Source organism: Papillibacter cinnamivorans DSM 12816, from assembly GCF_900176335.1.
GTDB lineage: Bacteria > Bacillota > Clostridia > Oscillospirales > Oscillospiraceae > Papillibacter > Papillibacter cinnamivorans.
Genome location: NZ_FWXW01000002.1, coordinates 228,814 through 251,742, shown reverse-complemented (window position 1 = coordinate 251,742; position 22,929 = coordinate 228,814). Strand labels below are relative to the sequence as shown.

The 22,929-nt window shown below is 59.1% G+C and carries 20 protein-coding genes and 2 tRNA genes; 17 read left to right on the top strand and 5 right to left on the bottom strand.

Annotation, left to right across the window (positions count from 1 at the left end; genetic code table 11):
• Positions 1-75: 75 nt before the first annotated feature.
• Both B9A13_RS04055 and B9A13_RS04050 read right to left on the bottom strand, forming a co-directional pair.
• Positions 76-618 (bottom strand): SF0329 family protein, encoded by a 543-nt coding sequence (locus B9A13_RS04055; protein ID WP_084233774.1) that lies wholly within the window; start codon positions 616-618, stop codon positions 76-78.
• 355 nt (positions 619-973) lie between these two features.
• Positions 974-1,060: transfer RNA gene (locus tag B9A13_RS04050), tRNA-Leu, on the bottom strand.
• A 320-nt stretch (positions 1,061-1,380) separates the two neighbouring features.
• Here B9A13_RS04050 and B9A13_RS04045 point away from each other — a divergent pair.
• From B9A13_RS04045 to B9A13_RS03975, 15 genes are all read left to right on the top strand, one after another.
• Positions 1,381-2,730 carry an FG-GAP repeat domain-containing protein gene (locus B9A13_RS04045; protein WP_143806872.1) on the top strand — a complete coding sequence of 450 codons (1,350 nt, stop codon included), beginning with the start codon at positions 1,381-1,383 and terminating at the stop codon, positions 2,728-2,730.
• Positions 2,731-2,748: 18 nt separating this feature from the next.
• Positions 2,749-3,435, top strand: a complete 687-nt coding sequence (locus tag B9A13_RS04040; protein ID WP_084233772.1) for a response regulator transcription factor — start codon at positions 2,749-2,751, stop codon at positions 3,433-3,435.
• Positions 3,436-3,473: 38 nt separating this feature from the next.
• Positions 3,474-4,889, top strand: coding sequence for a sensor histidine kinase (locus B9A13_RS04035; RefSeq protein ID WP_084233771.1), 1,416 nt, complete (start codon positions 3,474-3,476; stop codon positions 4,887-4,889).
• Positions 4,890-5,052: 163 nt separating this feature from the next.
• Complete coding sequence (locus tag B9A13_RS04030) at positions 5,053-6,006, top strand: DUF1385 domain-containing protein (protein WP_084233770.1); 954 nt, start codon at positions 5,053-5,055, stop codon at positions 6,004-6,006.
• Positions 6,007-6,033: 27 nt separating this feature from the next.
• Positions 6,034-6,921 (top strand): peptide chain release factor N(5)-glutamine methyltransferase, encoded by an 888-nt coding sequence (gene prmC / locus B9A13_RS04025; RefSeq protein ID WP_242942769.1) that lies wholly within the window; start codon positions 6,034-6,036, stop codon positions 6,919-6,921.
• A 20-nt stretch (positions 6,922-6,941) separates the two neighbouring features.
• Complete coding sequence (gene recA / locus B9A13_RS04020) at positions 6,942-8,063, top strand: recombinase RecA (protein WP_084233768.1); 1,122 nt, start codon at positions 6,942-6,944, stop codon at positions 8,061-8,063.
• Positions 8,044-8,655 carry a regulatory protein RecX gene (locus B9A13_RS14550; protein WP_084233767.1) on the top strand — a complete coding sequence of 204 codons (612 nt, stop codon included), beginning with the start codon at positions 8,044-8,046 and terminating at the stop codon, positions 8,653-8,655. Before recA ends, B9A13_RS14550 begins: the two co-directional genes overlap by 20 nt.
• 98 nt (positions 8,656-8,753) lie before the next feature.
• Positions 8,754-10,106 carry a 30S ribosomal protein S12 methylthiotransferase RimO gene (gene rimO / locus B9A13_RS04010; protein ID WP_084233766.1) on the top strand — a complete coding sequence of 451 codons (1,353 nt, stop codon included), beginning with the start codon at positions 8,754-8,756 and terminating at the stop codon, positions 10,104-10,106.
• Positions 10,103-10,645, top strand: a complete 543-nt coding sequence (pgsA, locus tag B9A13_RS04005) for a CDP-diacylglycerol--glycerol-3-phosphate 3-phosphatidyltransferase (protein ID WP_084233765.1) — start codon at positions 10,103-10,105, stop codon at positions 10,643-10,645. Before rimO ends, pgsA begins: the two co-directional genes overlap by 4 nt.
• 355 nt (positions 10,646-11,000) lie before the next feature.
• On the top strand, positions 11,001-11,660 hold the full coding sequence (epsC, locus tag B9A13_RS04000) for a serine O-acetyltransferase EpsC (protein ID WP_084233764.1): 660 nt from the start codon (positions 11,001-11,003) through the stop codon (positions 11,658-11,660).
• Positions 11,647-13,050: a cysteine--tRNA ligase gene (gene cysS, locus B9A13_RS03995; RefSeq protein WP_084233763.1), complete on the top strand. Its 1,404-nt coding sequence runs from the start codon at positions 11,647-11,649 to the stop codon at positions 13,048-13,050. The genes epsC and cysS overlap by 14 nt, the downstream gene beginning before the upstream one ends.
• A 111-nt stretch (positions 13,051-13,161) precedes the next feature.
• On the top strand, positions 13,162-15,807 hold the full coding sequence (gene polA / locus B9A13_RS03990) for a DNA polymerase I (protein WP_084233762.1): 2,646 nt from the start codon (positions 13,162-13,164) through the stop codon (positions 15,805-15,807).
• Positions 15,791-16,273 carry a ribosomal protein S18-alanine N-acetyltransferase gene (gene rimI, locus B9A13_RS03985; protein ID WP_242942768.1) on the top strand — a complete coding sequence of 161 codons (483 nt, stop codon included), beginning with the start codon at positions 15,791-15,793 and terminating at the stop codon, positions 16,271-16,273. Before polA ends, rimI begins: the two co-directional genes overlap by 17 nt.
• Entirely contained in the window at positions 16,270-17,280 is a 1,011-nt protein-coding gene (tsaD, locus tag B9A13_RS03980; protein WP_084233761.1) for a tRNA (adenosine(37)-N6)-threonylcarbamoyltransferase complex transferase subunit TsaD, read from the top strand. Before rimI ends, tsaD begins: the two co-directional genes overlap by 4 nt.
• A gap of 655 nt (positions 17,281-17,935) precedes the next feature.
• Positions 17,936-18,011 (top strand) — tRNA-Thr (locus B9A13_RS03975).
• Between the two features lie 77 nt (positions 18,012-18,088).
• Here the strand turns inward: B9A13_RS03975 and B9A13_RS03970 are convergent.
• On the bottom strand, positions 18,089-19,114 hold the full coding sequence (locus tag B9A13_RS03970; RefSeq protein ID WP_084233760.1) for a ketopantoate reductase family protein: 1,026 nt from the start codon (positions 19,112-19,114) through the stop codon (positions 18,089-18,091).
• 224 nt (positions 19,115-19,338) lie between these two features.
• On the opposite strand from B9A13_RS03970, the gene B9A13_RS03965 reads away from it, so the two are divergent.
• Both B9A13_RS03965 and B9A13_RS03960 read left to right on the top strand, forming a co-directional pair.
• Entirely contained in the window at positions 19,339-20,709 is a 1,371-nt protein-coding gene (locus tag B9A13_RS03965) for a sigma-54 interaction domain-containing protein (RefSeq protein ID WP_084233759.1), read from the top strand.
• 65 nt (positions 20,710-20,774) lie between these two features.
• Complete coding sequence (locus B9A13_RS03960) at positions 20,775-21,677, top strand: formylglycine-generating enzyme family protein (protein ID WP_084233758.1); 903 nt, start codon at positions 20,775-20,777, stop codon at positions 21,675-21,677.
• Between the two features lie 96 nt (positions 21,678-21,773).
• Here the strand turns inward: B9A13_RS03960 and B9A13_RS03955 are convergent, their stop codons facing one another.
• A complete protein-coding gene (locus B9A13_RS03955; protein ID WP_084233757.1) occupies positions 21,774-22,484 on the bottom strand; it encodes a DUF421 domain-containing protein in 711 nt (236 codons plus the stop codon).
• A 140-nt stretch (positions 22,485-22,624) separates the two neighbouring features.
• A complete protein-coding gene (locus B9A13_RS03950) occupies positions 22,625-22,858 on the bottom strand; it encodes a double zinc ribbon domain-containing protein (protein WP_084233756.1) in 234 nt (77 codons plus the stop codon).
• Positions 22,859-22,929: the final 71 nt, after the last annotated feature.

Sequence of the window (22,929 nt, the reverse complement as noted above, 5' to 3'; positions counted from 1 at the left end):
GGGGAAAATACAAACCGGGGCCGAACGCATACATTGCGTTCGGCCCCGGCCGGTTCTAAGAGGTGAATGTGGGAGCTATATTGCTTCGACATCAAAGCGCAAGCGATAAAAGGGCTGGACCCAATCAGGATAATCTAAATATTCTCCTGATTCTTTGATACGCTTTACTGTTCTCTTGCCGGTTCTTCTGTTGAGAATGGATAGGATTCTAATAATAAAATCATCGTCGGAAAGTGCGTCTTCAATCGGCAGATGGAAAAATCGTTGAACTGCTGCGATAAAATCCGACTCACAATAAGTACAATTGGTATCCCAGGTGGGCTTATGTTTTTTGCAAATGGCCTGTAGTTTCTCATTTGTGTCTTTATATTTTATTTCAGGATCGTCATTACGAAATGCGGAAATATCTTGTCCCTGCCGATACCGTTCGATCCAAGAAAAGCAGACCAATTCTTTTCCGTCCAGCCTTATGGCTGCTCTGCCGTAAGCATCGTGTACATCGTGATAACTGGTATAAAAATAAGTTATCCTTTGCTGAAGTGAGTCACATATTAATCCTTCCGCTTTTTTCTTTATATTTGACCAGGATTTATAACGCTCTTTATAACGCTCCAGCATATTACTACCTCGGGGGATTATCCCTGTTTATGTTATTACGAAGGCTACTCACAAATTGATGATACCATATTATTCCGCACTGGGGAAGATATGGTTTGCCTTGACGGAAGGCGAGTTTGCATAACCGGGGAGTCAGGGGAAGCCGCCGAAGAGGGTGGAACCCAAAAAGAAGAAACAGAGAAAGGTACCCCGCCGGCGGCGGGGCGCGCGCAGTCGCGCGTAAATTCGAAGCGAAGCGGAGAATTTTCATAGGCGTAATTCACTTCCGCCGTTCAATGATCTGATGGCGCTCAGGCGGTTTTGCCGCCTGAGCCAAAAACAGAGGAGAAATTCTTGCGAATTTCTCCTCTGTTTTTGGTGCCGGTGACCGGGGTCGAACCGGTACGGTGTCGCCACCACCGGATTTTGAGTCCGGCACGTCTGCCAATTCCATCACACCGGCATGGCTGGCCTGATAAATTATACAGGATGCGCGAAGCGAATTCAAGGGCATTTTTCGGGCATTGCGCGCAGTACGAGGGGTTTTTGCAATTTATGTTTGAAATACTACACATGTTTTCCGAAATATGATAAAATAATCGGGATAGCGGTTTATTCAACGCGCATGTGCCCCTGGGGAGAATGCGCCGCGATTTTTTCAACGAGACGCCCGGCAGACCGGCGGGACGGCAGGACGACGCACGCTGCGCCCCGGGCGGAGCCGGCCGGCGCCCGGGGCGGACAGCGGTCCGGGAAGGCGCTGCGGGACAGGACGGGAGCCATATGTTAAAAGCACGAAAACTGATCGCCATACTGCTTCTGGCCGCCGCCGTGGGGCAGCTTTCCGGCTGCTTCTTCGAGTCGGGGGACGAACTGTACGCCCTGCCCAAGCCGCCGGAAAACTATGTGGAGCTGCAGAAGAAAATCGAAGAGGTGCTGGCAACCGGCGCGGAATACGCCGCTCCCACGGCGGGGCCCAACAGCCAGTCGGTGCAGCTGGTGGATGTGGACGGGGACGGGGAGTCGGAAGCCATCGCCTGTTTCCGCTTTTCCGGCGACAAGCCGCTGAAGATCTATATCTTCAAGCGGGTGGACGCCGCCTATCAGACGATGGCGGTGATCGAGGGAAGCGGGACGGCCATCAACACCATTCAGTACGCCGACCTTAACGGGGACGGCGTGAGCGAATTTATCGTGGGCTGGCAGATCAGCACGGAAATCCACGCCATGGCCGTCTATTCCGTAAAGGACTATGTGATTACGGAGCTCATGGTGAGCAGCTATTCCAAGCTTCTGGTCTTCGATATGAACAATGACGGGCTGGACGACATCGTGCTCCTGCGCTTCGACACGTCGGACGGGGTCGGCATCGCCGAGGCCTACAGCTGGCAGGGCAAGGGAATGGAGCTCAACTCTCAGGTGCGGCTTTCCGTGACCCAGGACAGCCTTACCCGGGTGGTAACGGGATATCTGCAGGAGGACGTCCCGGCGGTCTTCATCGCGGGAACCTACGGCGTCAGCGGGCTGATCACCGACATTCTGGCCAGCCAGAACGGCGTGCTCACCAACATCACCATGAACGCGGACACGGGGATCAGCATCGAGACCGCCCGGTACTACGCGGTCTACGCCACCGACATCAACGGGGACGGTATCATGGAGCTGCCCCAGCCCGTGCCGTTTCCCACGTATAAAGACAAAAAGACCGCCGACGTCTATCTGAAGATCTACTGGAGACAGTATTCCCTTTCGGCAAAGGTCACCCGGGTGAGCACCACCTATCACAACAACGCCGACGGGTGGTACCTGGTGCTGCCCGACGGCTGGGAGGACCGGATCACCGTTTCCCGCAGAGACACCGTTACCGGGGAGCGGGCGATCATATTCTCCATCTGGACCGACGAAAATACGAAACCCGTGGAGTTTCTCGCGATCTATACTCTTACGGGGGATAACCGGGAGGCCCGGAGCCAGATCGGCAACCGCTTCATCCTGAAAAAGCAGGTGGAGGCGATTTACGCCGCGGAATTCCTTGCGGGCAACAACAACTGGAGCTATGCCATCAGCCAGGATGAGCTGATTTCAAGATTCAATCTCATCAAGAAAGAATGGATTACGGGGTATAATTCATAAGGCGAGGAGAGTCGAAACATGAAGAAAGTGCTGGTACTTGAAGACGAATCCAGCATCCGGAGCTTTATCGTAATCAATCTCAAACGCGCGGGATACGAGGCCATCGAGGCGGAGAGCGGGGAAGAGGCTCTGGAGAAGCTCCGGCTCAATCCCGACGTGAAGGTGGCCATTCTGGACATCATGCTGCCCGGGATCGACGGATTCGAGGTATGCCGGCGGATCCGGGCCACAAATACGAGAATCGGGATCATCATGCTCACGGCCCGCACCCAGGAGATGGACAAGGTGACGGGGCTCATGACGGGAGCCGACGACTATGTCACCAAGCCCTTTTCCCCCGCGGAGCTGACGGCCAGGATCGACGCACTTTACCGGAGAACCGGGGGCAGCGGGGAAGCCGAATCCAGCGAGATCCGGCAGGATCCGTTTCTGCTCAACACCCGCAACCGCACGCTGGAGAAAAGCGGCCAGCGAATCAAGCTCACCCAGGTGGAATACGCCATCATGAAGATGTTCATGGACAATCCGGGCAAAGCCCTGTCCCGGGAGGAGATCCTGGACCTGGTCTGGGGCAGGGACTACTTCGGGGAGCTCAAAATTGTGGACGTCAACATGCGCAGACTGCGAATCAAAATCGAGGACGACCCCACGAATCCCGCCTATATCACCACAGTGTGGGGGTACGGCTATAAATGGGGCTTCTGACCCCTCCGGCAAGGAGAGGCAGCCAAGGAGTACCGAACATGACACTGCTCAAGGGAATCAAGCGGCGATGGATGTTCAACAGCGTCAGCGCGATGCTGCTGATCGTCCTGATCGGTGTGTCCGCCTTTTCCATGGCACTTTCCAGCTATTATTACTCCAGCGTCCGCACGGGGTTGGAAGCCAAGGCGAAGACGGCTTCGGAGTTTTTCAGCAATTACATGCTGAAAAGCTACAGCGAATACTACCAGACGGCCTACAGCTTTACCCAGAAATTCGACGAGAAGGACCGGCTGGAACTGCAGTTCATCAACGCCGCAGGCAACATCGAAATCTCCACCTACGGGCTGACCGCGGGCACGTCCCCCCGGACTCCCGAGATTGAGGAGGCCATCCGGACGGGGGAAATCTCCTCCTGGACGGGAAACGACCCCCTGACGGGGGAGCGGGTGATGGCGGTTTCCAGCCCCATGGTGTTCAGCGGCACGGTAGTGGGCGTCATGCGGTACGTCACCGCTCTGAAGGTGGTGGATCTGCAGATCCTCAAGGGGATGGCCCTGGCCCTGGGGGTGGGGGCGCTGATCCTCGTTTTGGTGATCGTGTCCAACCTGTACTTTATCCGGTCCATCGTGGAGCCGGTGGCCGAAATCACGGCCACGACCAAGCGCATCGCCTCGGGAAGCTACGGGGTGCAGATCGAAAAGAAGCATGAGGACGAGATCGGGGAGCTCATCGACACCATCAACGACATGTCCAATAAAATCAGCTACACAGAAAAGGTCAAGCGGGAGTTCATTTCCTCCATTTCCCACGAGCTGCGCACGCCCCTCACCGCCATCAACGGCTGGGGCGAGACGCTGATGCATGAAAACAACATGGATCCGGAGGACCTGAAAAAGGGAGTGGGGATTATCCTCAAGGAGTCACGGAGGCTCACCACTATGGTGGAGGAGCTTCTGGAGTTCAACAAGATGGAGGACGGGCGATTCACCCTCCGGATCGAACCGGTGGACCTGCAGGCGGAATTCGAGGACGCTATCTACACCTACCGGGAGTTCTTCCGGCAGGAGGGCATCGAGCTGGAATATCACGAGGAGGAAGAGGAGATCCCGCCCATATCGGGAGATCCGGAACGGCTCCGCCAGGTGTTCTGCAACATTCTGGACAACGCCGCCAAGCACGGGGGTTCGGGGAAGAAGATCACGGCCTGGGTCCAGCGAGACGGCAACTTCGCCGAGGTGAAAATCCGGGACTACGGGCCGGGCGTGCTGCCGGAGGAGCTGCCGCACCTGAAGTACATGTTCTACAAGGGAAGCTCCAAGGCCCGGGGCAGCGGCATCGGACTGGCGGTCTGCGAGGAGATCGTGACCCGGCACAACGGCCAGCTCATTCTGGAAAACGCGCCGCCCCCGGGAGGCCTTCTGGTCACCATCCGGCTTCCCCTGGGCGGAACCTGACCGGGAGAGAGGAGCCTTTCCCGGTCTTGTATTGTCCGGGAGCTTCTGATATGATACAAATGCCGGCGGGGCCCCGGGCCCGGCCCGTACTTTCCGCCGGGAGGCCGGGTTTTCTTCGGCTTTCGCCGGCGGGTTATGAGACACAGAAAAAGGAGACTATGCAATGGCAAATTCGCCGGACAAGGCGCAGGCCTGCTTCCGCACCACCATCGGCGGACAGGCCCTGATAGAAGGAATCATGATGCGCGGGCCGAAAAAGCAGTCCATCGTGGTGAGAACCCCCGAGGGACTGGTTGCCCGGGAGGAAGAGCTCAAGCTGGTGAAGGAGCGCTATCCCATTCTGGGCCTTCCCCTCATCCGGGGATCGGCTGTTTTTATCGACTCCATGGTCAAGGGCGTCCAGGCCCTGATGTTTTCCGCCGAGTACCTCCCGGAGGAGGAGGCGGAGGAACCCTCCCGGTTTGAAAAGTGGCTCACCGAAAAGCTGGGGGGAGAGCGGGCGGAAAAGGCGTTTATCGGCCTTGCCACCGCCCTGGGAATTTTCTTTGCTGTGGGCCTTTTCATTTTGCTGCCCACGCTGCTGGTGGGCCTGTTCGACGCAAGAATCCAGTCCCCCGTGGCGCGGAACCTGATCGAAGGGGCCATCCGGGTGGCGCTGTTTCTGGGGTATCTCATCACCATTTCCAGACAGAAGGACATACGCAGGGTGTTTTCCTACCACGGCGCGGAGCACAAAACCATCTTCTGCTACGAAAAGGGCGAGGAGCTGACGGTGGAAAACGTTCGCCGCCAGTCCCGGTTCCATCCCCGCTGCGGCACCAGCTTTCTCTTCGTGGTGATGATCATCAGCATCCTGGTGTTTTCGGTGGCTTCCTTCCCCAACTTGTGGCTGCGGCTTTTGTTCCGCATCCTGCTGCTGCCCGTCGTGGTGGGCATCAGCTATGAGATCAACCGCTTCACGGGGAGGCACGACAACGCATTTACCCGGTTTCTGACGGCCCCCGGCCTGTGGCTGCAGAAATTCACCACCAACGAGCCGGACGACTCCATGATCGAGGTGGGGATCGAGGCCCTCCGGCGGGTGATCCCCGAGGAAAAGGGCTCGGACCGCTGGTGAGCCTTTTGGGCGGAAGCGGCAGCGGTTTTGGAGCACTGGGGTGACGGGATGACGACCTACAACAACTTGTATCTGGACATACGGCGGGAGCTTGCCCGGGCGGGGATTGCCGCTGCCTCCCTTGAGGCGCGGGAAATCCTGTGCCGGGCTTCCGACAAGACGAAGGAAGAGTTTCTGCGGGATCTGGGCCTTTATATGGGGGAGGAGCCGGAAAGGCAGGCGCGGGAGCTGCTGCGCCGCCGCCTGGCGGGAGAGCCGGCGGCTTACCTCATAGGGGAATGGGAGTTTTACGGGCTTCCTCTTTCCATCTCCCCGGGCGTGCTGATCCCCAGGACGGACACCGAGGTGCTGGCAGAGGCGGCCATCGCCTTTGTCCGCTCCCGTCCCCCGGGAGCCCGGGTACTGGACCTGTGCGCCGGGAGCGGGTGCGTGGGCCTTGCCGTAGCGGCAAACGCACCGGAGTGCCGGGTGCTGCTGGCGGATCTCATGGACGAGGCCATCCGCCTGGGCCGGGAAAACACCAGAAGAAACGAGCTCACCGCGCGGGTCTCCACCGCACGGGCGGACGCGCGGGGCAAGCCTCCCGCGGCTTTCGGGGAATTCGACTGCATTGTCTGCAATCCTCCCTACATTCCCTCGGGGGAAATCGAGGGCCTGGATCCGTCGGTTTCCCGGTACGAGCCCAGGACGGCTCTGGACGGGGGAGAGGACGGGCTGGCGTTTTTTCATTCGGTCTCTTCCCTATGGAAGCAGGCGCTGAAGCAGGGGGGAAGGCTCCTCTTCGAGTGCGGGGCGGGGCAGGCTCCCCGGGTTTATAAAATCATGCAATTGAGCGGATTCGGCGATATCGAGACCATCCGGGACGGCCAGGGGATCGAACGGGTGGTTTCCGGGCGAAGGGAATCTCAAATTTAGAGTGGATGAGGTTGATGCAAATGGCAAACGATAAGAAAAGACCGCAGACCGCGCCGGCTGTGCCCGCGTCGGACAAAAAGAGAGCCCTGGAAACCGCCCTGGCACAGATTGAGCGGGCCTACGGAAAAGGCGCCGTGATGCGTCTGGGCGAGAGCGCGGGGACCAACGTGGAGGTAATCCCCACGGGTTCCCTTTCCCTGGACCTGGCGCTGGGAATCGGCGGGCTTCCCAAGGGAAGGATCGTCGAAATTTATGGGCCAGAGTCCTCAGGCAAAACCACCCTGGCACTCCACGTCCTGGCGGAGGCGCAGCGGAAGGGAGGCGAGGTGGCTTTCGTGGACGCCGAGCACGCACTGGACGCCACCTACGCAAGGGCCCTGGGAGTGGATATCGACAGCATGCTCATTTCCCAGCCGGACACCGGAGAGCAGGCCCTGGAGATCACCGAAGCATTGGTGCGCTCCGGCGCTATCGACGCCATCGTGGTGGACTCGGTGGCGGCGCTGGTGCCTCGGGCGGAAATCGAGGGGGAGATGGGGGACGCCTACGTGGGGCTTCAGGCGCGGCTCATGTCCCAGGCGCTGCGGAAGCTGGCGGGCTCCATTTCCAAGACCAACTGCATCGTGATCTTCATTAACCAGCTTCGGGAGAAGGTGGGCATCGCCTACGGAAATCCCGAGGTGACCACCGGCGGGCGGGCGCTGAAGTTTTATTCCAGCGTGCGTATCGACGTGCGCAGGATCGAGACGCTGAAAAACGCGGGGGAAATGGTGGGCAACCGCACCCGGGCTAAGGTGGTCAAAAATAAAGTGGCGCCCCCCTTCCGGGAGGCGGAGTTCGACATCATGTACGGGGAGGGAATCTCCCACACCGGCGAGATCGTGGATCTTGCCACCCGGCTGGACCTCCTACAGAAGAGCGGATCCTGGTATTCCATGGGGGAGATGCGCCTGGGCCAGGGAAGGGACGCGGTGAAGCAGTATCTGAAGGAAAACCCAGAGACGGCGGCCAGGCTGGAGGCCGACATCCGGAAGAACGCATACAAGCTCATGACTTCCCAGTCCAGGGCGGCTGCGAAGGCCGCGGGCCGTCCGGTGGACGTCTCGGCGGAGGACTTCGAAGATGCGTCTTCTGAGGATTGAGCCGGCGGGGCGAGGACGGTACCTTCTGCACTTCGAAGACGGCCGGACCCGGAAGGTCTATGAAAACGCGCTGATAAACCGGTGCCTAAAGCCGGGCGCGGAAATCTCCGAGGAGGAGCTCGGAGAAATGCTCCGGGAGTCGGCACAGGAGAAAGCGAGAATCCGGGGCGCCGCCATGACGGGCAAACGGGCCTATTCCAAGCGGGAGCTCCGGGAAAAGCTGGAGGCCAAGGGGGAGAGCCCCGAGGCGGCTGCGGAGGCGGCCGACTGGCTGGAAAAGCTGGGCGCCGTCAACGACGCGGAGTACGCAGGGGCCATCGTGAACCGTTACTCCGGAAGAGGGTACGGGGAAAGGCGGCTCCGGGAGGAGCTCCGGCGCCGGGGCGTGCCCCGGGAGCTCTGGGAGGAAGCCCTAAACGGCGCCCAGGCTCCGGAGGAGAGCGTCGATAAGCTCATCGCCCAAAAACTCCGTGGGAAACAACCGGACCGGAAGGAGCTGGGAAAGGTGACCGAGGCCCTCCTGCGCCGGGGATTTGCCTGGGAGGAGATCGCCGCGGGGCTGCGGCGGTACGGCGAGGACGTTACGGACTGACGATTTTGCCCATGGACCGATACCGGTGAGCCGGAAACCGAGAGACGGAGAAAGAACGCCCGGCGGGGAAGACTGCCCGGCCGGACGGAAGAGAAGATATGAAGCCGACAATTTGTTTTATCTCGCTGGGGTGCGCCAAGAACCTGGTAAACAGCGAGCAGATGATGTATCTGACGGAGCAGGCGGGGTATACCGTCACGGGGGAGCCGGAGGGAGCCTCGGCGGTGGTGCTCAACACCTGCGGATTTATCGACAGCGCCAAGAGCGAGGCCATCGACCACATTCTGCGCCTGGGAGAACTCAAGCGGGAAGGGCGGATCGGGAAAATCCTGGTGGCCGGCTGCCTGGCGGAGCGCTACCGGCAGGAGATCCTGGAGGAGCTGCCCGAGGCGGACGGCCTTTTGGGCTGCGGAAGCTTCCACGAGGTGGTCTCCGGGATCGAGGCCGCGCTGCGGGGGGAGACGCCCTGCCTGTTCGGGGACGTCGACGCCCCGGAGGCGGAGATCCCCCGGATCCAGGCAACGCCCTGGTACACCGCCTATCTGAAGATCGCCGAGGGGTGCGACAACCGGTGCGCCTACTGCGTCATCCCGTCCCTCCGGGGGAGGTACCGCAGCAGGAGCATGGAGGAGATTGTCCGGGAGGCGGAAGAGCTGGCACGGCGGGGTGTCCGGGAGCTCATCGTAGTGGCCCAGGATATCACCCGGTACGGCACCGACCGCTACGGAAAGCGGATGCTGCCGGAGCTTCTGCGCTTTTTGTGCCGGATCGAAGACTTTCGGTGGATCCGCCTGCACTATCTCTATCCCGACGAGATCGACGGGGAGCTCATCCGGACGATCGCCCGGGAGGATAAAATTTTAAAATACCTGGACATCCCCATCCAGCATGTGAACGACGAAATCCTCCGGCGGATGAACCGGAGGGGAACGAAGGAAGAGATCACGGCGCTTTTCCGCCGCCTGCGGGAGGAGATATCGGACCTCGTGCTGCGCACCAGTATCATCTGCGGGCTGCCTGGAGAGGGAGAGGCCGAGTTCGAGGAGCTGTGCGATTTTCTGCGGGAGGCGAAGATCGAGCGGGCCGGGATTTTCCCCTTTTCCCCGGAGGAAGGGACCGCCGCCTGCGATATGCCGGACCAGGCGGACCGGGAGACGGCAGAGCGCCGGAGAATGCTTCTCACCGAACTGCAGTCGGAGATCATGGACCGGTTCAACGAAGGCCTCCGGGGAAGGCTTCTCACCGTCCTGTGCGAGGGGATCGACGAGGAGACGGGCCTGTTTCAGGGACGGAGCTGGGCCGAATCCCCGGATGTGGACGGCAGGATCCTCTTTACCGCGGACAGGACCGTTTCCCCGGGAGAGATGGTCCCCGTGCGCATCCTGGGCGCCGAGGACGGGACGAACGTGGGCCGCCTGGAAGAAAACGACGACAAGGAAGATGACGATTGAATACCGCCAATAAAATTACCCTGCTGCGGGTGATTCTGATCCCCGTTTTCGTAGTGGTTTCCTATTCGGGGCTCCCGCACGCGGGCTACTGGGCGCTGGGGATCTTCATTTTTGCCAGCGCCACGGACTGGGTGGACGGGTACATCGCCCGGCACTGCAATCAGATCACGGATTTCGGGAAATTCATGGACCCCCTGGCAGACAAGCTGCTGGTCATGGCGGCGGTCCTGGTCTTCGTGGAGCGGGGACAGCTGCCGGCCTGGGTCGCCCTTGTCGTCATCGCACGGGAATTCGCGGTGACGGCGCTGCGGCTGGTGGCGGTGGACGGCGGACGGGTGATCGCGGCGGGAGTATCGGGCAAGGTCAAGACCGCCAGCTCGCTGGTCTGCCTATCCGTCATGATGACCCCGCTGACGGAGATCCCTCTCGGAGGCTTTACGTTGAACACTTTGGCCGTGGCGGTCATCCTTGTGACCACGGTCTGGTCCGGAACGGAATATTTCATCCGCAACCGGGATGTCCTGGGCGGGAGGACTTGACACCAAAAGAAGGAAATGATAATATACTACAATACATTTAAGCGATACAACTGAATCATGCGATGAACGGAAAGAGTAGCATGGATTTCCCCTCAGAGAGAAGCCGCCACCGGCTGAAAACGGCTTTGTGCGAAATTCATATGAAGTGCATCCGCGAGCATGGGGGACGAAGGAGCCCTCCGCCCGGCAGCGTTACCGCCGAAGACGGCCCCCGGGGCCGCGAGTGATAAATCAGAGTGGAACCGCGAGCGAAAGCCCGCCTCTTGGATTACAGCGTCCAAAAGGCGGATTTCTTTTTTTCCGAAAGCCGGAGGAACGACTGCCCCAACATCCATTTGCCGGAGGAGAATATCATATGTTCAAGGGACTGAGGGAAACCATACGGGCCTATCAGGAGCGAGACCCCGCCGCCCGCTCGGGCGTCGAGATTTTCCTGCTGTATCCCGGAGTGCACGCCACCATCTATCATAAGTTCGCCCATTTTCTGTACCGGCACAGGCTCTTTTTCCTGGCCCGCTTCGTCTCCCAATGGAGCCGGTTCTGGACGGGAATAGAAATCCACCCGGGGGCAACCATAGGAAGGCGCTTCGTCATCGACCACGGCATGGGGGTCGTGATCGGCGAGACCGCCGAGATCGGGGACGACGTGCTCCTCTACCAGGGAGTCACCCTGGGGGGCTCCGGCAAGGAGAAAGGGAAACGGCATCCCACCATCGGCAACAACGTGATGATCGGCTCGGGCGCCCGGGTCCTGGGGTCCTTCAAGGTGGGGGACAACTCCCGGATCGCGGCGGGGGCCGTTGTGGTGGCGGAAATGCCGCCCAACAGTACGGCGGTGGGCGTCCCGGCGCAAATCGTCAAGGTGGCCGGGGAGCGGGTCAATTACACCAAGGAGCTGGACCAGATCCACACTCCGGACCCCGTTTCCCTGGAGATACAGAAGCTTACCGAATGCACCCGGCGGCTTGAAAAGGCCATGCGGGAACTGGAGGAGAAAAGGCATGAAGATATATAACACGCTGACGAGGAAAAAGGAGGAGTTCGTCCCCATAACGAAGGGCGAGGTGAAGATCTACACCTGCGGTCCCACGGTCTACAATTTCATCCATGTGGGAAACGCCCGGCCCATCATCCTCTTCGACACCTTCCGGAGGTACCTGGAATACCGGGGGTACAAGGTGACCTTCGTGCAGAACTTCACCGATGTGGACGACAAGGTGATAGGCAAAGCCAACGAAGAGGGCACCACCTACGATAAAATCGCGGAGCGCTATATCGGGGAATACTTCGCCGACGCCCACGGTCTGGGCGTGCGGGACGCGGATATCCACCCCAAGGCCACGGAAAACATAGAGGAAATCATCGCCTTTATCCAGGGGCTTATCGACAAGGGGTATGCCTATGTCTCGGAAGGGGACGTGTATTACAGCACGGAACAGTTCCCCGAGTACGGAAAGCTGTCCCATCAGCCGCTGGAGGACCTGGAGGCGGGGGCCCGTGTGGGAGTGAGCGAGAGCAAGCGCGCGCCCATGGACTTCGCCCTCTGGAAGGCGGCAAAGCCGGGAGAGCCCGCCTGGGACGCCCCCTGGGGCAGGGGCAGGCCGGGCTGGCACATCGAGTGCTCGGTGATGGCGGGCCGGTATCTGGGCGAGACCATCGACATCCACTGCGGCGGGCAGGACCTGATCTTCCCCCACCATGAAAACGAGATCGCCCAGAGCGAGGCCCACAATGGCTGCGACTTTGTGCACTACTGGATGCACAACGGGTTTCTCAGCATCGACAACCGGAAAATGTCCAAATCTCTGGGGAATTTCTTCACCGTCCGGGAGGCGGCGGGGGCCTACGGTTACGAGACCATTCGGATGTTCATGCTCTCGGCCCATTACCGCAGCCCCTTAAACTATTCCGAGGAGTCTCTCATGCAGGCCAAGGCCGCTCTGGACCGGCTGTATACCGCCGCAGACAACCTGAAGTTTCTCTCGGAAACCGCGCCGGACCTGCCCAAGACACCCGAGGAGACCGCATTCACGGATACCTTCGGAGGGTATCGGGCGCGGTTCATTGATGCCATGGACGACGACTTCAACACCGCCGACGCGGTGTCGGTCCTCTTTGAGCTGGTACGGGCGGCGAATGCCGCCACAGCCCAGGAGAACAAGCCCACGAGAGGTTTCGCCGCCGAGTGCCTTGCCATGGTGCGGGAGCTTGCCGACGTGCTGGGCCTTCTCTACGGCAGAAACGAGAATTCTTTGGACGACGAGGTGGAGGCACTCATTGAGGCCAGGCAGGCGGCGAGAAAGGCAAAGAATTTCAGGGAGGCCGACCGGATCCGGGACCAGCTCAAGGAAATGGGCATCCTTCTGGAGGATACGCCCCAGGGGGTAAAGTGGAAGAAGGCTTAGGCCGGTTTCAATGAAACAATAGGCGATGAACGCTTCACAATTCCCGCAGAATTGGCGACCACCTGTGATATAATGGGAACATAGGAAACGGGAAAGAAGGGGACAAGAACCATGAAACTCATGATTCTGGACGGGAACAGCATCGTCAACCGGGCCTTTTACGGGATCCGGCTTCTTTCCACACGGGAAGGGGTCTGCACCAACGCCGTGTACGGCTTCATCGCCATCCTGGGAAAACTCCTGGAGGAGGAAAAGCCCGACGCGGTGTGCTGCGCCTTCGATCTCAAGGCGCCCACCTTCCGGCACGCGGAGTACGAGGACTACAAGGCGGGGCGGCGCCCCATGCCTGACGAGCTGGCCTCCCAGATCCCTCTTCTGAAGGAAACGCTGGACGCCATGAACATCCCCCGATACGAACAGGAGGGCTTCGAGGCCGACGACATCATTGGCACCGTGAGCCGGATCTGTGAGGCGGAGGGCTGGGAGTGCGTCATCGCCACGGGGGACAAGGACAGCCTGCAGCTGATTTCCCCCCGGGTGCGGGTGAAGCTGGTTTCCACCCGCATGGGGCAGACGGAGGAGCGAAACTACGACGAGGCGGCCTTCACGGAGCAGTACGGTTTTCCCCCGGCGGGGATGGTGGACCTGAAGGCCCTCATGGGGGACCCCTCCGACCACATCCCGGGGGTCCCGGGGGTGGGGGAGAAGACGGCCATGGACCTGGTCCGCCGCTTCGGCTCGGTCTCCAGGCTTTACGAGGAGCTGGAGAGCCCGGGAATCAAGGACAGCGTACGGAAAAAGCTCAGCGAGGGGCGGGACAAGGCGGAAATGTCCTACCGTCTGGCCACCATAGACCGGCAGGTGCCCATGGAGTTTGCGCCTGCGGACGCCCTTCGCCGGGAAGCCGACAAAAAGAAGCTGGGGGAGCTTTTCCGCCGGCTGGAGTTTTTCAAATTCATGGACAAGTTCGGCCTTAACGAGACCGGGGAGGGGGCGAAGGGAGACCCGGACCGGCCAGCGCCGGAAACGGCGTGGATCGCCGACGGGAAAGCCCTGGAGGAGCTTACCGGGCGCCTGGAGGCGGCTCCCTTCATATCGGTCGTCTGCCATCCCGGGCTGGAGGCCGTGGCCATAGCCGAGGAAAACCGGGTGAGTCTGGTTGCGGCGGACGATCTGGGAGACGAATACGACCGGTTTTTGGGGGTTTTGTTCAGCAATAGGGTGAAAAAGGTTTCCCACGAGGTCAAGGAACTCATGGGGACGCTTCCGGAGGCGGGGATTCCCGCCGCAGACGGGTTTCTGTTCGACACGGCGCTGGCGGGGTATCTCATCAGCGCCACCAGCAACAGCTATACCCTGGACAAGCTGGCGGCGGCCTATCTTTCCGAAAGCATTCCGACGAGGGACGCCTTTGCCGCCCAGGGAGCCTTTTCGGCCCTGGGGGACCGGGAAGCGGCGGGTCGCGCCATGGCCGCCTGGGCCTCCGCCGCCGGGCGGCTGTATGGGGTCTTATCCGGGAAGCTGAAGGAAATGGGAATGACGGAGCTTTTCAGCACCGTGGAGATGCCTCTGTGCCGGGTACTGGCGGACATGGAGAGGGCGGGCTTCCGGGTGGACCCCAAACGGCTCCGGGAGTTCGGGGAGATGCTCTCTTCCCGGATCGGGGAGTTGGAGGAGGAGATCTACCGCATCGCGGGGGGACCGTTCAACCTCAACTCGCCCAAGCAGCTGGGGGAGGTCCTCTTCGAGAGGCTGGGGCTGCCCGCCATGAAGAAGACCAAGACGGGATATTCCACCAACGCGGACGTGCTGGACAAGCTGAGGGAATCCCACCCCGTCATCCCCATGATCCTGGAGTACCGGCAGTTTTCCAAGCTCAAGTCCACTTACGCCGACGGGCTTCTGAAGGTCATCGGGCCGGACGGGAGGATCCACACCTGCTTCCAGATGACGGTGACCGCCACGGGGCGGCTGAGCTCCACCGAACCAAACCTGCAGAACATCCCCGTCCGAACGGATCTGGGGAGCGAAATCCGAAAAATGTTCATCCCTGCGGAGGGGCAGGTGCTGGTGGACGCCGACTATTCCCAGATCGAGCTGCGGCTGCTGGCCCATATCTCCAAAGATCCGGTGATGTGCCAGGCGTTCCTCACCGGGGAGGACATCCACCGGGTGACGGCCTCCCAGGTCTTCGGGGTTTCCCAGGACGAGGTGACCCATCTGATGCGGACCCGGGCCAAGGCGGTGAATTTCGGGATCGTGTACGGCATCTCGGACTATTCCCTTTCCCAGGACATCGGGGTAACCGTCGCCGAGGCCAGGCACTATATCCGCACTTACCTGGAGAAATACTCCGGGGTGCGGGCCTATATGAAGGAAATCGTGGAGCGGGCCAAACACGACGGCTACGTCGTGACCCTCATGAACCGGCGGCGGGCGCTGCCGGAGCTCAATTCCAAGGACCACAACATCCGCAGCTTCGGAGAGCGGGTGGCTTTAAACATGCCCATCCAGGGGACGGCGGCGGACATCATCAAGCTTGCCATGGTGCGGGTGCACGACCGCCTGAATAGAGAAGGGCTCCGGGCAAGGCTCATCCTGCAGGTACACGACGAGCTCATCGTGGAGGCCCCCCGGGACGAGGTGGAGCGGGTGAAGACTCTTCTGGTGGAAGAGATGGAGGGCGTCATGTCTTTGTCCGTCCCCCTGGAGGCGGACGCCGGCAGCGGGGAAAACTGGTATGAGGCGAAGGCGTGAAATGGGAGGACGGGACTATTCCATCGTATCCCTTTCGCCGGAGCACATCCGGGGGATGGCGGAAATCGAGCGGCTGTGCTTTTCCACGCCCTGGACCGAGGAGATGCTGGCGGGAGAGCTTACAAACCCCCACGCTGTTTACGCGGTGGCGCTGAATCATGTGCGCGTGCTGGGCTACGCGGGGATGCACGCCGTTGTGGACGAGGGGTATATCACAAACGTGGCGGTACACCCCGACGCACGCCGGCAAGGCATCGGAAACGCGCTGGTGCAAACGCTGGTCGGTTATGGACGGGACACCGGCCTAGCCTTTCTCACGCTGGAGGCCCGGGCGGGAAACCGTGAAGCGATAACACTTTACACATCCTGCGGATTCGAGGAAGCGGGGCGCAGGAGCGGGTATTATGAGGAACCGAAGGAGGACGCCGTCCTCATGACCCTTTGGCTGAAGGAGAGACACGCATGAACATCCTGGCAATCGAGAGCTCCTGCGACGAAACGGCGGCGGCCATCTGCCGGAACGGGCGGGAGGTGCTGTCTGACGTGGTTTTGTCCCAGGCGGACATGCACGCCGTTTACGGCGGCGTGGTGCCGGAAATCGCTTCCCGCAGGCATGTGGAGGCCGTGGGCGGCCTTGCCGAGCAGGCGCTGGCGGAAGCGGGGCTCCGGCGGGAGGAGATCGACGCCGTGGCGGTGACCTACGCCCCGGGGCTCATCGGCGCGCTATTGGTGGGGGTAAACTTCGCCAAGGCGGCGTCCTACGGGCTCGGGGTGCCGCTGATTCCCGTGCACCACGTCCGGGGACACATCGCGGCGGGGTACATCGCCTTTCCGGAGCTGGAGCCGCCTTTTCTTAGCCTTGCCATCTCGGGGGGCAACACGCTCCTCGTGGACGTGAGGGACTATACGGATATGCATATCGTGGGGGCTTCCAGGGACGACGCGGCGGGGGAGTGCTTCGACAAGGTGGCCAGAGTCCTGGGGCTGGGTTATCCCGGCGGCGCCGCCATGGACCGGCTGGCCCGGGGCGGGGACGACTCCAGATACGCGCTTCCCAGAGCCAAAGTGGAAGACGCGGAGCTGGACATGTCCTTTTCGGGGCTGAAGACCGCCGCCATCAATCTCATTCACAACGCAAGACAAAAGGGGGAGACTCTGGACGAGGCCTCTTTCGCCGCCTCCTTTACCAAAGCGGTGAGCGAGGTTCTAGTGCCCCGCGCCGTGGAGGCGGCGAGAATGCTCGGACGCAGGACCGTCGTGGCGGGGGGCGGAGTGGCCGCCAATTCCCGGATCCGGGAGGACCTTACAAGGGCGGCGGCGGAAAACGGTTTCCAGCTATTCCTCCCCCCGACGGCTCTCTGCGGAGACAACGCGGCCATGATCGGATGCCAGGGCTATTACGAATATATCGCCGGAAAACGCGCCGGAATGGACCTCAACGCTTACGCCACACTGGATATCAGCCGGGGCTGAAAGAGGATTTTGTCGAAGCAGCAGATTTTTTCGACTGCCATGGAGAATTCGGTCGATTTGACGGATGCAGTTGGTTAAAAGGAAAAAATGTAAAATACAGGGATATAATTTGTTATGGTAACCTAATCGGAAAGAGCCCCAAAGGGCAAAAAGGGTTTGCAGAGGATGTATAAATCTGGTTAATTTGATTAGACCCCTAGGGACGCAAGGGATATGTCCGTGTGGAAAACTATGTGGATAATGTGAATAACTATTTGTAAAATCTGAGTGAAGAAACCTTTACGTAAACTTTATACGTTCTTTTCCATTCTTTCGGTTCTTCCCCAGAGGACATACAACGTACTTTTTTTCCAAAATCGGCTGTTCATGAAACACAAAAGTTGGCACGGGCCGGGACGACAGGCGAAAAAGCGGTAAAGCGGAATAAATCGGGCACCAAAATTTCCGCATGTCTGGATAGGTGACGGAGCGGTATACCGACTGTATTCGAACAAACATTTGAAGGCCCGGAAAAGCCAAAGTGCAGGTTGACGAACCGCGAAAAGTATGGTATCATTTTTCTTCGGCAGGTCCCGGATATTACATGGTTTTTCCGCGCGGGAGCTTTCCGGCGCAGGAGGGCAGCGGGAGCGGGTACCGGAAAATTTGATCATGTGCTGGCATAGCTCAGTCGGTAGAGCAGCTGATTCGTAATCAGCAGGTCGAGTGTTCAAGTCACTTTGCCAGCTCCAGAAAAAACCCTGCAACCAAAGTGGTTGCAGGGTTTTTATTTTTTATATGCTTGTTCTAGGGAGAGTGATATCCGCCCTTACGGCTGCGGCAGCTGAAAGCGGTCCAGGCACTCCATCGTCGGCATGGGGATATTTCCGGCTTCAAAATCCTTAACGATATCGACGATGGTCTGACAGGTGGGCGTGGCTATCCCCAGGGTCTTTCCCCATTTGCAGGCGGTGCCCACGATCTGGTCGATCTCGCAGCGGCGCCCTTTTTCCATGTCCTGGAGCATGCTGGCCTTCAGAGGACGGTGAGGCTTGAAGTAATCCCGGAGCCACTGCATGGATTTTTCAAGGCCCGCTTTGTCGGTAAATTCAAGGGAGTAATAGCTCCAGCCGGGAACCAGGTCTTCCAGGATGATATTGCGCTTGCGGACGATCTTGCACATTTCGTTTCCGACCCACGCGGCCGCGGCGGTCGCCTTTTCGTTATCCAGGATTTTTGCATAGGTGCAGCCCAGGGCGGCGGACATGCCGCTGAGGGTGGCATTCTGGATCAGCTTGGACCAGCGGATACCGGGCAGGTTGTCCACGATCACGCATTCTCCCGCCATCTTTAAAAGCTGCTGCACTTCTTTCAGCCGGGGGGTGATTTTTCCGTCCTGCTCGCCGATATCCACGCGGATGCAGGACGGGTCGCTGGTGAGTTCCGAGACTCCCGGTCCGATCCAGGTCGCGCCCCAACCCACGGTACCGCCGATGACGCGCCCGGCGCCCAGGACCTCGCTGACGCTTTCTTCGGGAATACCGTTCTGAAGGGTGCAGACCACGCTGTCGGGCCCGAGATGAGGAAGAAGCTGAGGCAGCGCGACGTCGTTATAGGTCTGCTTGACCAGGAGAATGACGATGTCGTATATCCCCTCCATTTGATCGGGAGTTATGGCGGTAACGGGGACGTTTTTCAGATCCATCTTTCCGATGACCGTGGCGCCGTTTTGATTGAGAGCGTCCACATGCGCCTGATTGGCGTCAATCAGCGTGATTTTTCCGCCGTTTTTGGAGATAATGGCCCCCATGATCGTCCCAAGGGAACCGATGCCCATGATGGCAATTCTTTTCATTCCGGGAATCTCCTTTCAGTTTTTAATTTGTCCGTTACTGAATCAAGCAAAACAGATGCCAATCATGAAGCGGCGTATTTTCCGTATTTTATTTGGGCATTTCCATGAATCCGTCCTTTTTTCAGGACAAACAACTGTCCGATTATCCGGACGATACCCCGCCGTCTTGAAAACGACGACCGCTTGGTATACTATAAACGAAAGGGGACGAAGGGAGGGGGCGTATGGGAGCGCCGATCGAACAGGACGAGCTTCTGAAACATCTGGTGGACGCGCTTTATCTTTGCATTGTCATCGACGCCGGCGATATTGTGAGATATATCAGCCAGGCGTATGCGAACATCCTGGAGTCGGACCGGGAGAATATCATAGGGAAAGATGTGCGCGCAGTTATCCCCAACACAAAACTGCCCGAAGTGGTCAAAAGCGGAAAGCCGATCCCGGGCGAGATTTTCATCATGCACAACGGAGAGGCCACCATCTGCAACCGGTTTCCCATCCTGGGGGAGGACGGAACCGTTCAGGGAGCCTTTTCGACGGCAACGTTCCAGAATCTCGATCTGGTGGAAAGGCTGAGCGAAGAGCTGAAGCATCTGCGGATGGAAAACAAGATCTATCAGAAGCAGCTGGGAAGCCTTACGCGAACGCCCTTCACGCTGGATTTCGTTATCGGCGGTTCTTCTTCCATCCAGCAGCTCAAGGAAGAAATCGGGATGGTCGCCAACACGGATCTTACCGTTTTGATCACGGGAGAAACGGGAGTGGGCAAGGAGATATTCGCCAACGCCTTACACCAGCTCAGCGGACGCAAGTCGGGACCCTATATAAAAGTAAACTGCGCAGCCATCCCCAAAGATCTCCTGGAAGCCGAGCTTTTCGGATATTCGGAGGGCGCTTTTTCGGGGGCAGCCAAGGGGGGCAAGGCAGGTAAGTTCGAACAGGCCAATCACGGAACGATTTTGCTGGATGAAATCGGAGACCTTTCTCTGGATCTTCAGAGCAAGCTGCTGCGCGTTCTGCAGGAGCGGGAGGTGGAACGCATCGGAGGACTCAAAACCAAGAAGCTGGATTTCCGGGTCATATGCAATACGAATCAAAATTTAGATGAAATGGCGGCACGGGGGGATTTCCGGCAGGATCTCTATTACCGCATCAACGTAATCGAGCTTTTTCTCCCTCCCCTCAGGGAAAGGCTGGAGGACCTGCCCGCATTATGCCGATTCTTCATCGATAAAATCAATCGAAACCACGGCTGCATGGTTTCCGGGATTTCAGACCGGATGCTGGAGATTTTCCAGAAGTATTCATGGCCGGGAAACGTGCGGGAATTGGAGCATGTTCTGGAGAGAGCCGCAGTGCTTTCCCCGTCCGGCGTGCTGGAGCCGGAGGATTTCAGATTTTTCCTGCCGAGAGCATTTCAGTCCGGCGATACTCTCTCTTCCGACTCTCTGCAGGATCAGAAGCGGAAGGCGGAGAGCGATGCGATCCGAAGCGCCCTGCTGAAGACCGGCGGCAATAAAACCAAGGCGTCCCAACTGCTCCATATTCCCCGCAGTCTTTTATATGAAAAAATAAAGCGGTATCACATCGAATGAAGAATTCAAATGGAATCTATTCTGGTGCGGCGGGTTTGACCGAAGCGCAGCGAAGGGGGGGCGGCATGAAAAAAAAGAGGATATTGGGGTGGGCCGGGGTGTCCGTCACAGTGGTGCTCTCCGGCATATGGGCATGGTGGGGCGCCGTTGAGAATTTCCACGAGGGATGGTATTCCCAATCCCTTTTGGAAAACCTCTTTCTGTTCTTTTTTCAGTACCTGCTGTTCGCCATCGTTTTTGTCATACTGGCGCTGGTCATCCTGCGGTGGAAAAAGGCGGGGCTCATCCTGCACCTGCTCGCGGGCGTATTCTGCGTCTGGTTTTTTTCCGGGGCCAGCTTCAGCGTGCTGGGGCTTCTCATTGTGATTCCCTTCGCGGCGCTGGGGCTCCTCTATTACTACGGGGAGCCGTATCCCCTGAAGTGGGCATACCGCCTGATCCTCTTCGTGCCGCTGATCATTACTCTGGCAGTCTCGGTTCCCCAGGGGATCAGGGCGGCGCAGCGGCTGGACGACGGAGACCTCGGCACCAGGATCGTGGAGGGGAACGGGGTTACCCTCGCCTGGGCACCCAGGGGACCGGGCTGGCCAGACCGGGGAGTGTCCTGGGAGGAGGCGCGGGAGATCTGCAGATATCTGTCCGAGGACGGACTTACGGTCATGGAAACGGAGCAGAATATCTGGCGCCTGCCCACCGCCGAGGAGGCGGTCCGTTCCATGACGATTCACGGGGAGAACGCCGGCGGCGTATGGGACATCGCAGCCAAGACGGCCGTCTATGAAAAAACGCCGGACAAGGAGTCTCCTCTATGGGACGTACATTCCAAGGTGATCTACTACTGGACGGCGGATACCTCCGGCGAAGATGAAACCCGGGCATGCATCATCGTGTACCACGGGGGCATATACGACAAAAGAAAGACGGACCATCAGGCCTATCTGAGCTTCCGGGCCGTCAAGGCGACGTGAAGGCCTGCCGGGCGCAGACGCATCCGGCAGGGGATCCGTCTGCAGGAAAAATCGTGCCTATCCGGGGAGGATAGGCACGATTTTGATTTGCGGGCGTCAAAGAGGGGGCGCGGAGGGGAAAGGATCGCTTTTCGGAAAGACGTGCAGAACACCCGTAGAGGCCAGCACGGCAAGCAGGACTTCGGAGGGATGGGAAATTCCCTGTCCCAGCAGCTGCTCTTCCAGCCAGGCCTCGTCTTTGCCGACGCTTACGAGCTGGGTTTTCAGGACTTTTCCGTCCACAATCAGCTTGGTCATAAGCCCCTGGGGCGCGACGGGAATGCTCATGTCCCGGGGTGTCAGGGGCCGGCAGGGAGCTTTCATCTGGACGCTGAGCTTTCCGTTGGTTTCCAGGACGGCGGACTCCACGTCCGCAAGGTTGAAGGCGTTCTTAAGCCGGCATTCCTCCAGCAGGTCGTTGATGTTCATCCTGGATCTTTTCAGCCCGCTTTCCACGATTTTTCCGTTTCGGATCAGTACAGTGGGCGATCCGTCCAGAAATTTTCTGCCACGGTAGCTTTTCAGGCTGACGGCGGACAGCAGGACCGGAAAGAGAGCATAGACGATAAGCCCCGTTATTCCCTTTAAATACCCCACTGAATCGTCCACCGCGAAGGCGGCGGCAATGGAACCGATGGAAATTCCGGAGACGTAATCGAAGAACGTCAGCTGGGAAATCTGTTTTTTGCCCATGATTCTGGTAAGGATAAACAAAAGGACAATGGAGAATACCGATTTCAGCGCGGTCTGCAGGATCTCCTCCGCCAATAAAAACGCCCCCCTGTACAGCGTAGTTTGACAGGCGGGAGGGAATTTATTCGAAAGAGCGCAGATATAAAACGAAGAAGGAATAAAAAGAAGACAGGCGCTCCGCCTGTCTTCTTTTTGTTTCATTTGCCGGGTACGGCTTATTTCGGCCTGAAGATCTTGCCGCAGGATCTACAGTGGTATGCCCTGAAAGAGTTCAGAGAGCCGAAGATCACGGCGTAAGCGGCCTGACGCATGCCCTGGAGTTTTTCCGTTTCCTTGGAACCGCACTTGGGGCAGACGAGTTCTCCAATAATGTTTCCGCAATTCCGGCAGACCTGGGCGTCTGCGGGCACCTTGGCGTTGCACGCGGGGCATCGGATCAGATCCGGCATGGCCAGTTCCCCTTTCGATGTGATACTACTCCGACGACGCGGCAGATCCGAGCCGTCACGAAACCAGTATA

Coding starts and splice junctions, on each gene's coding strand:
- B9A13_RS04055 (WP_084233774.1), bottom strand. CDS start 618: ATGCTGGAGCGTTATAAAGAGCGTTATAAATCCTGGTCAAATATAAAG.
- B9A13_RS04045 (WP_143806872.1), top strand. CDS start 1,381: ATGTTAAAAGCACGAAAACTGATCGCCATACTGCTTCTGGCCGCCGCC.
- B9A13_RS04040 (WP_084233772.1), top strand. CDS start 2,749: ATGAAGAAAGTGCTGGTACTTGAAGACGAATCCAGCATCCGGAGCTTT.
- B9A13_RS04035 (WP_084233771.1), top strand. CDS start 3,474: ATGACACTGCTCAAGGGAATCAAGCGGCGATGGATGTTCAACAGCGTC.
- B9A13_RS04030 (WP_084233770.1), top strand. CDS start 5,053: ATGGCAAATTCGCCGGACAAGGCGCAGGCCTGCTTCCGCACCACCATC.
- recA (WP_084233768.1), top strand. CDS start 6,942: ATGGCAAACGATAAGAAAAGACCGCAGACCGCGCCGGCTGTGCCCGCG.
- B9A13_RS14550 (WP_084233767.1), top strand. CDS start 8,044: ATGCGTCTTCTGAGGATTGAGCCGGCGGGGCGAGGACGGTACCTTCTG.
- rimO (WP_084233766.1), top strand. CDS start 8,754: ATGAAGCCGACAATTTGTTTTATCTCGCTGGGGTGCGCCAAGAACCTG.
- epsC (WP_084233764.1), top strand. CDS start 11,001: ATGTTCAAGGGACTGAGGGAAACCATACGGGCCTATCAGGAGCGAGAC.
- cysS (WP_084233763.1), top strand. CDS start 11,647: ATGAAGATATATAACACGCTGACGAGGAAAAAGGAGGAGTTCGTCCCC.
- polA (WP_084233762.1), top strand. CDS start 13,162: ATGAAACTCATGATTCTGGACGGGAACAGCATCGTCAACCGGGCCTTT.
- rimI (WP_242942768.1), top strand. CDS start 15,791: ATGAGGCGAAGGCGTGAAATGGGAGGACGGGACTATTCCATCGTATCC.
- tsaD (WP_084233761.1), top strand. CDS start 16,270: ATGAACATCCTGGCAATCGAGAGCTCCTGCGACGAAACGGCGGCGGCC.
- B9A13_RS03970 (WP_084233760.1), bottom strand. CDS start 19,114: ATGAAAAGAATTGCCATCATGGGCATCGGTTCCCTTGGGACGATCATG.
- B9A13_RS03965 (WP_084233759.1), top strand. CDS start 19,339: ATGGGAGCGCCGATCGAACAGGACGAGCTTCTGAAACATCTGGTGGAC.
- B9A13_RS03960 (WP_084233758.1), top strand. CDS start 20,775: ATGAAAAAAAAGAGGATATTGGGGTGGGCCGGGGTGTCCGTCACAGTG.
- B9A13_RS03950 (WP_084233756.1), bottom strand. CDS start 22,858: ATGCCGGATCTGATCCGATGCCCCGCGTGCAACGCCAAGGTGCCCGCA.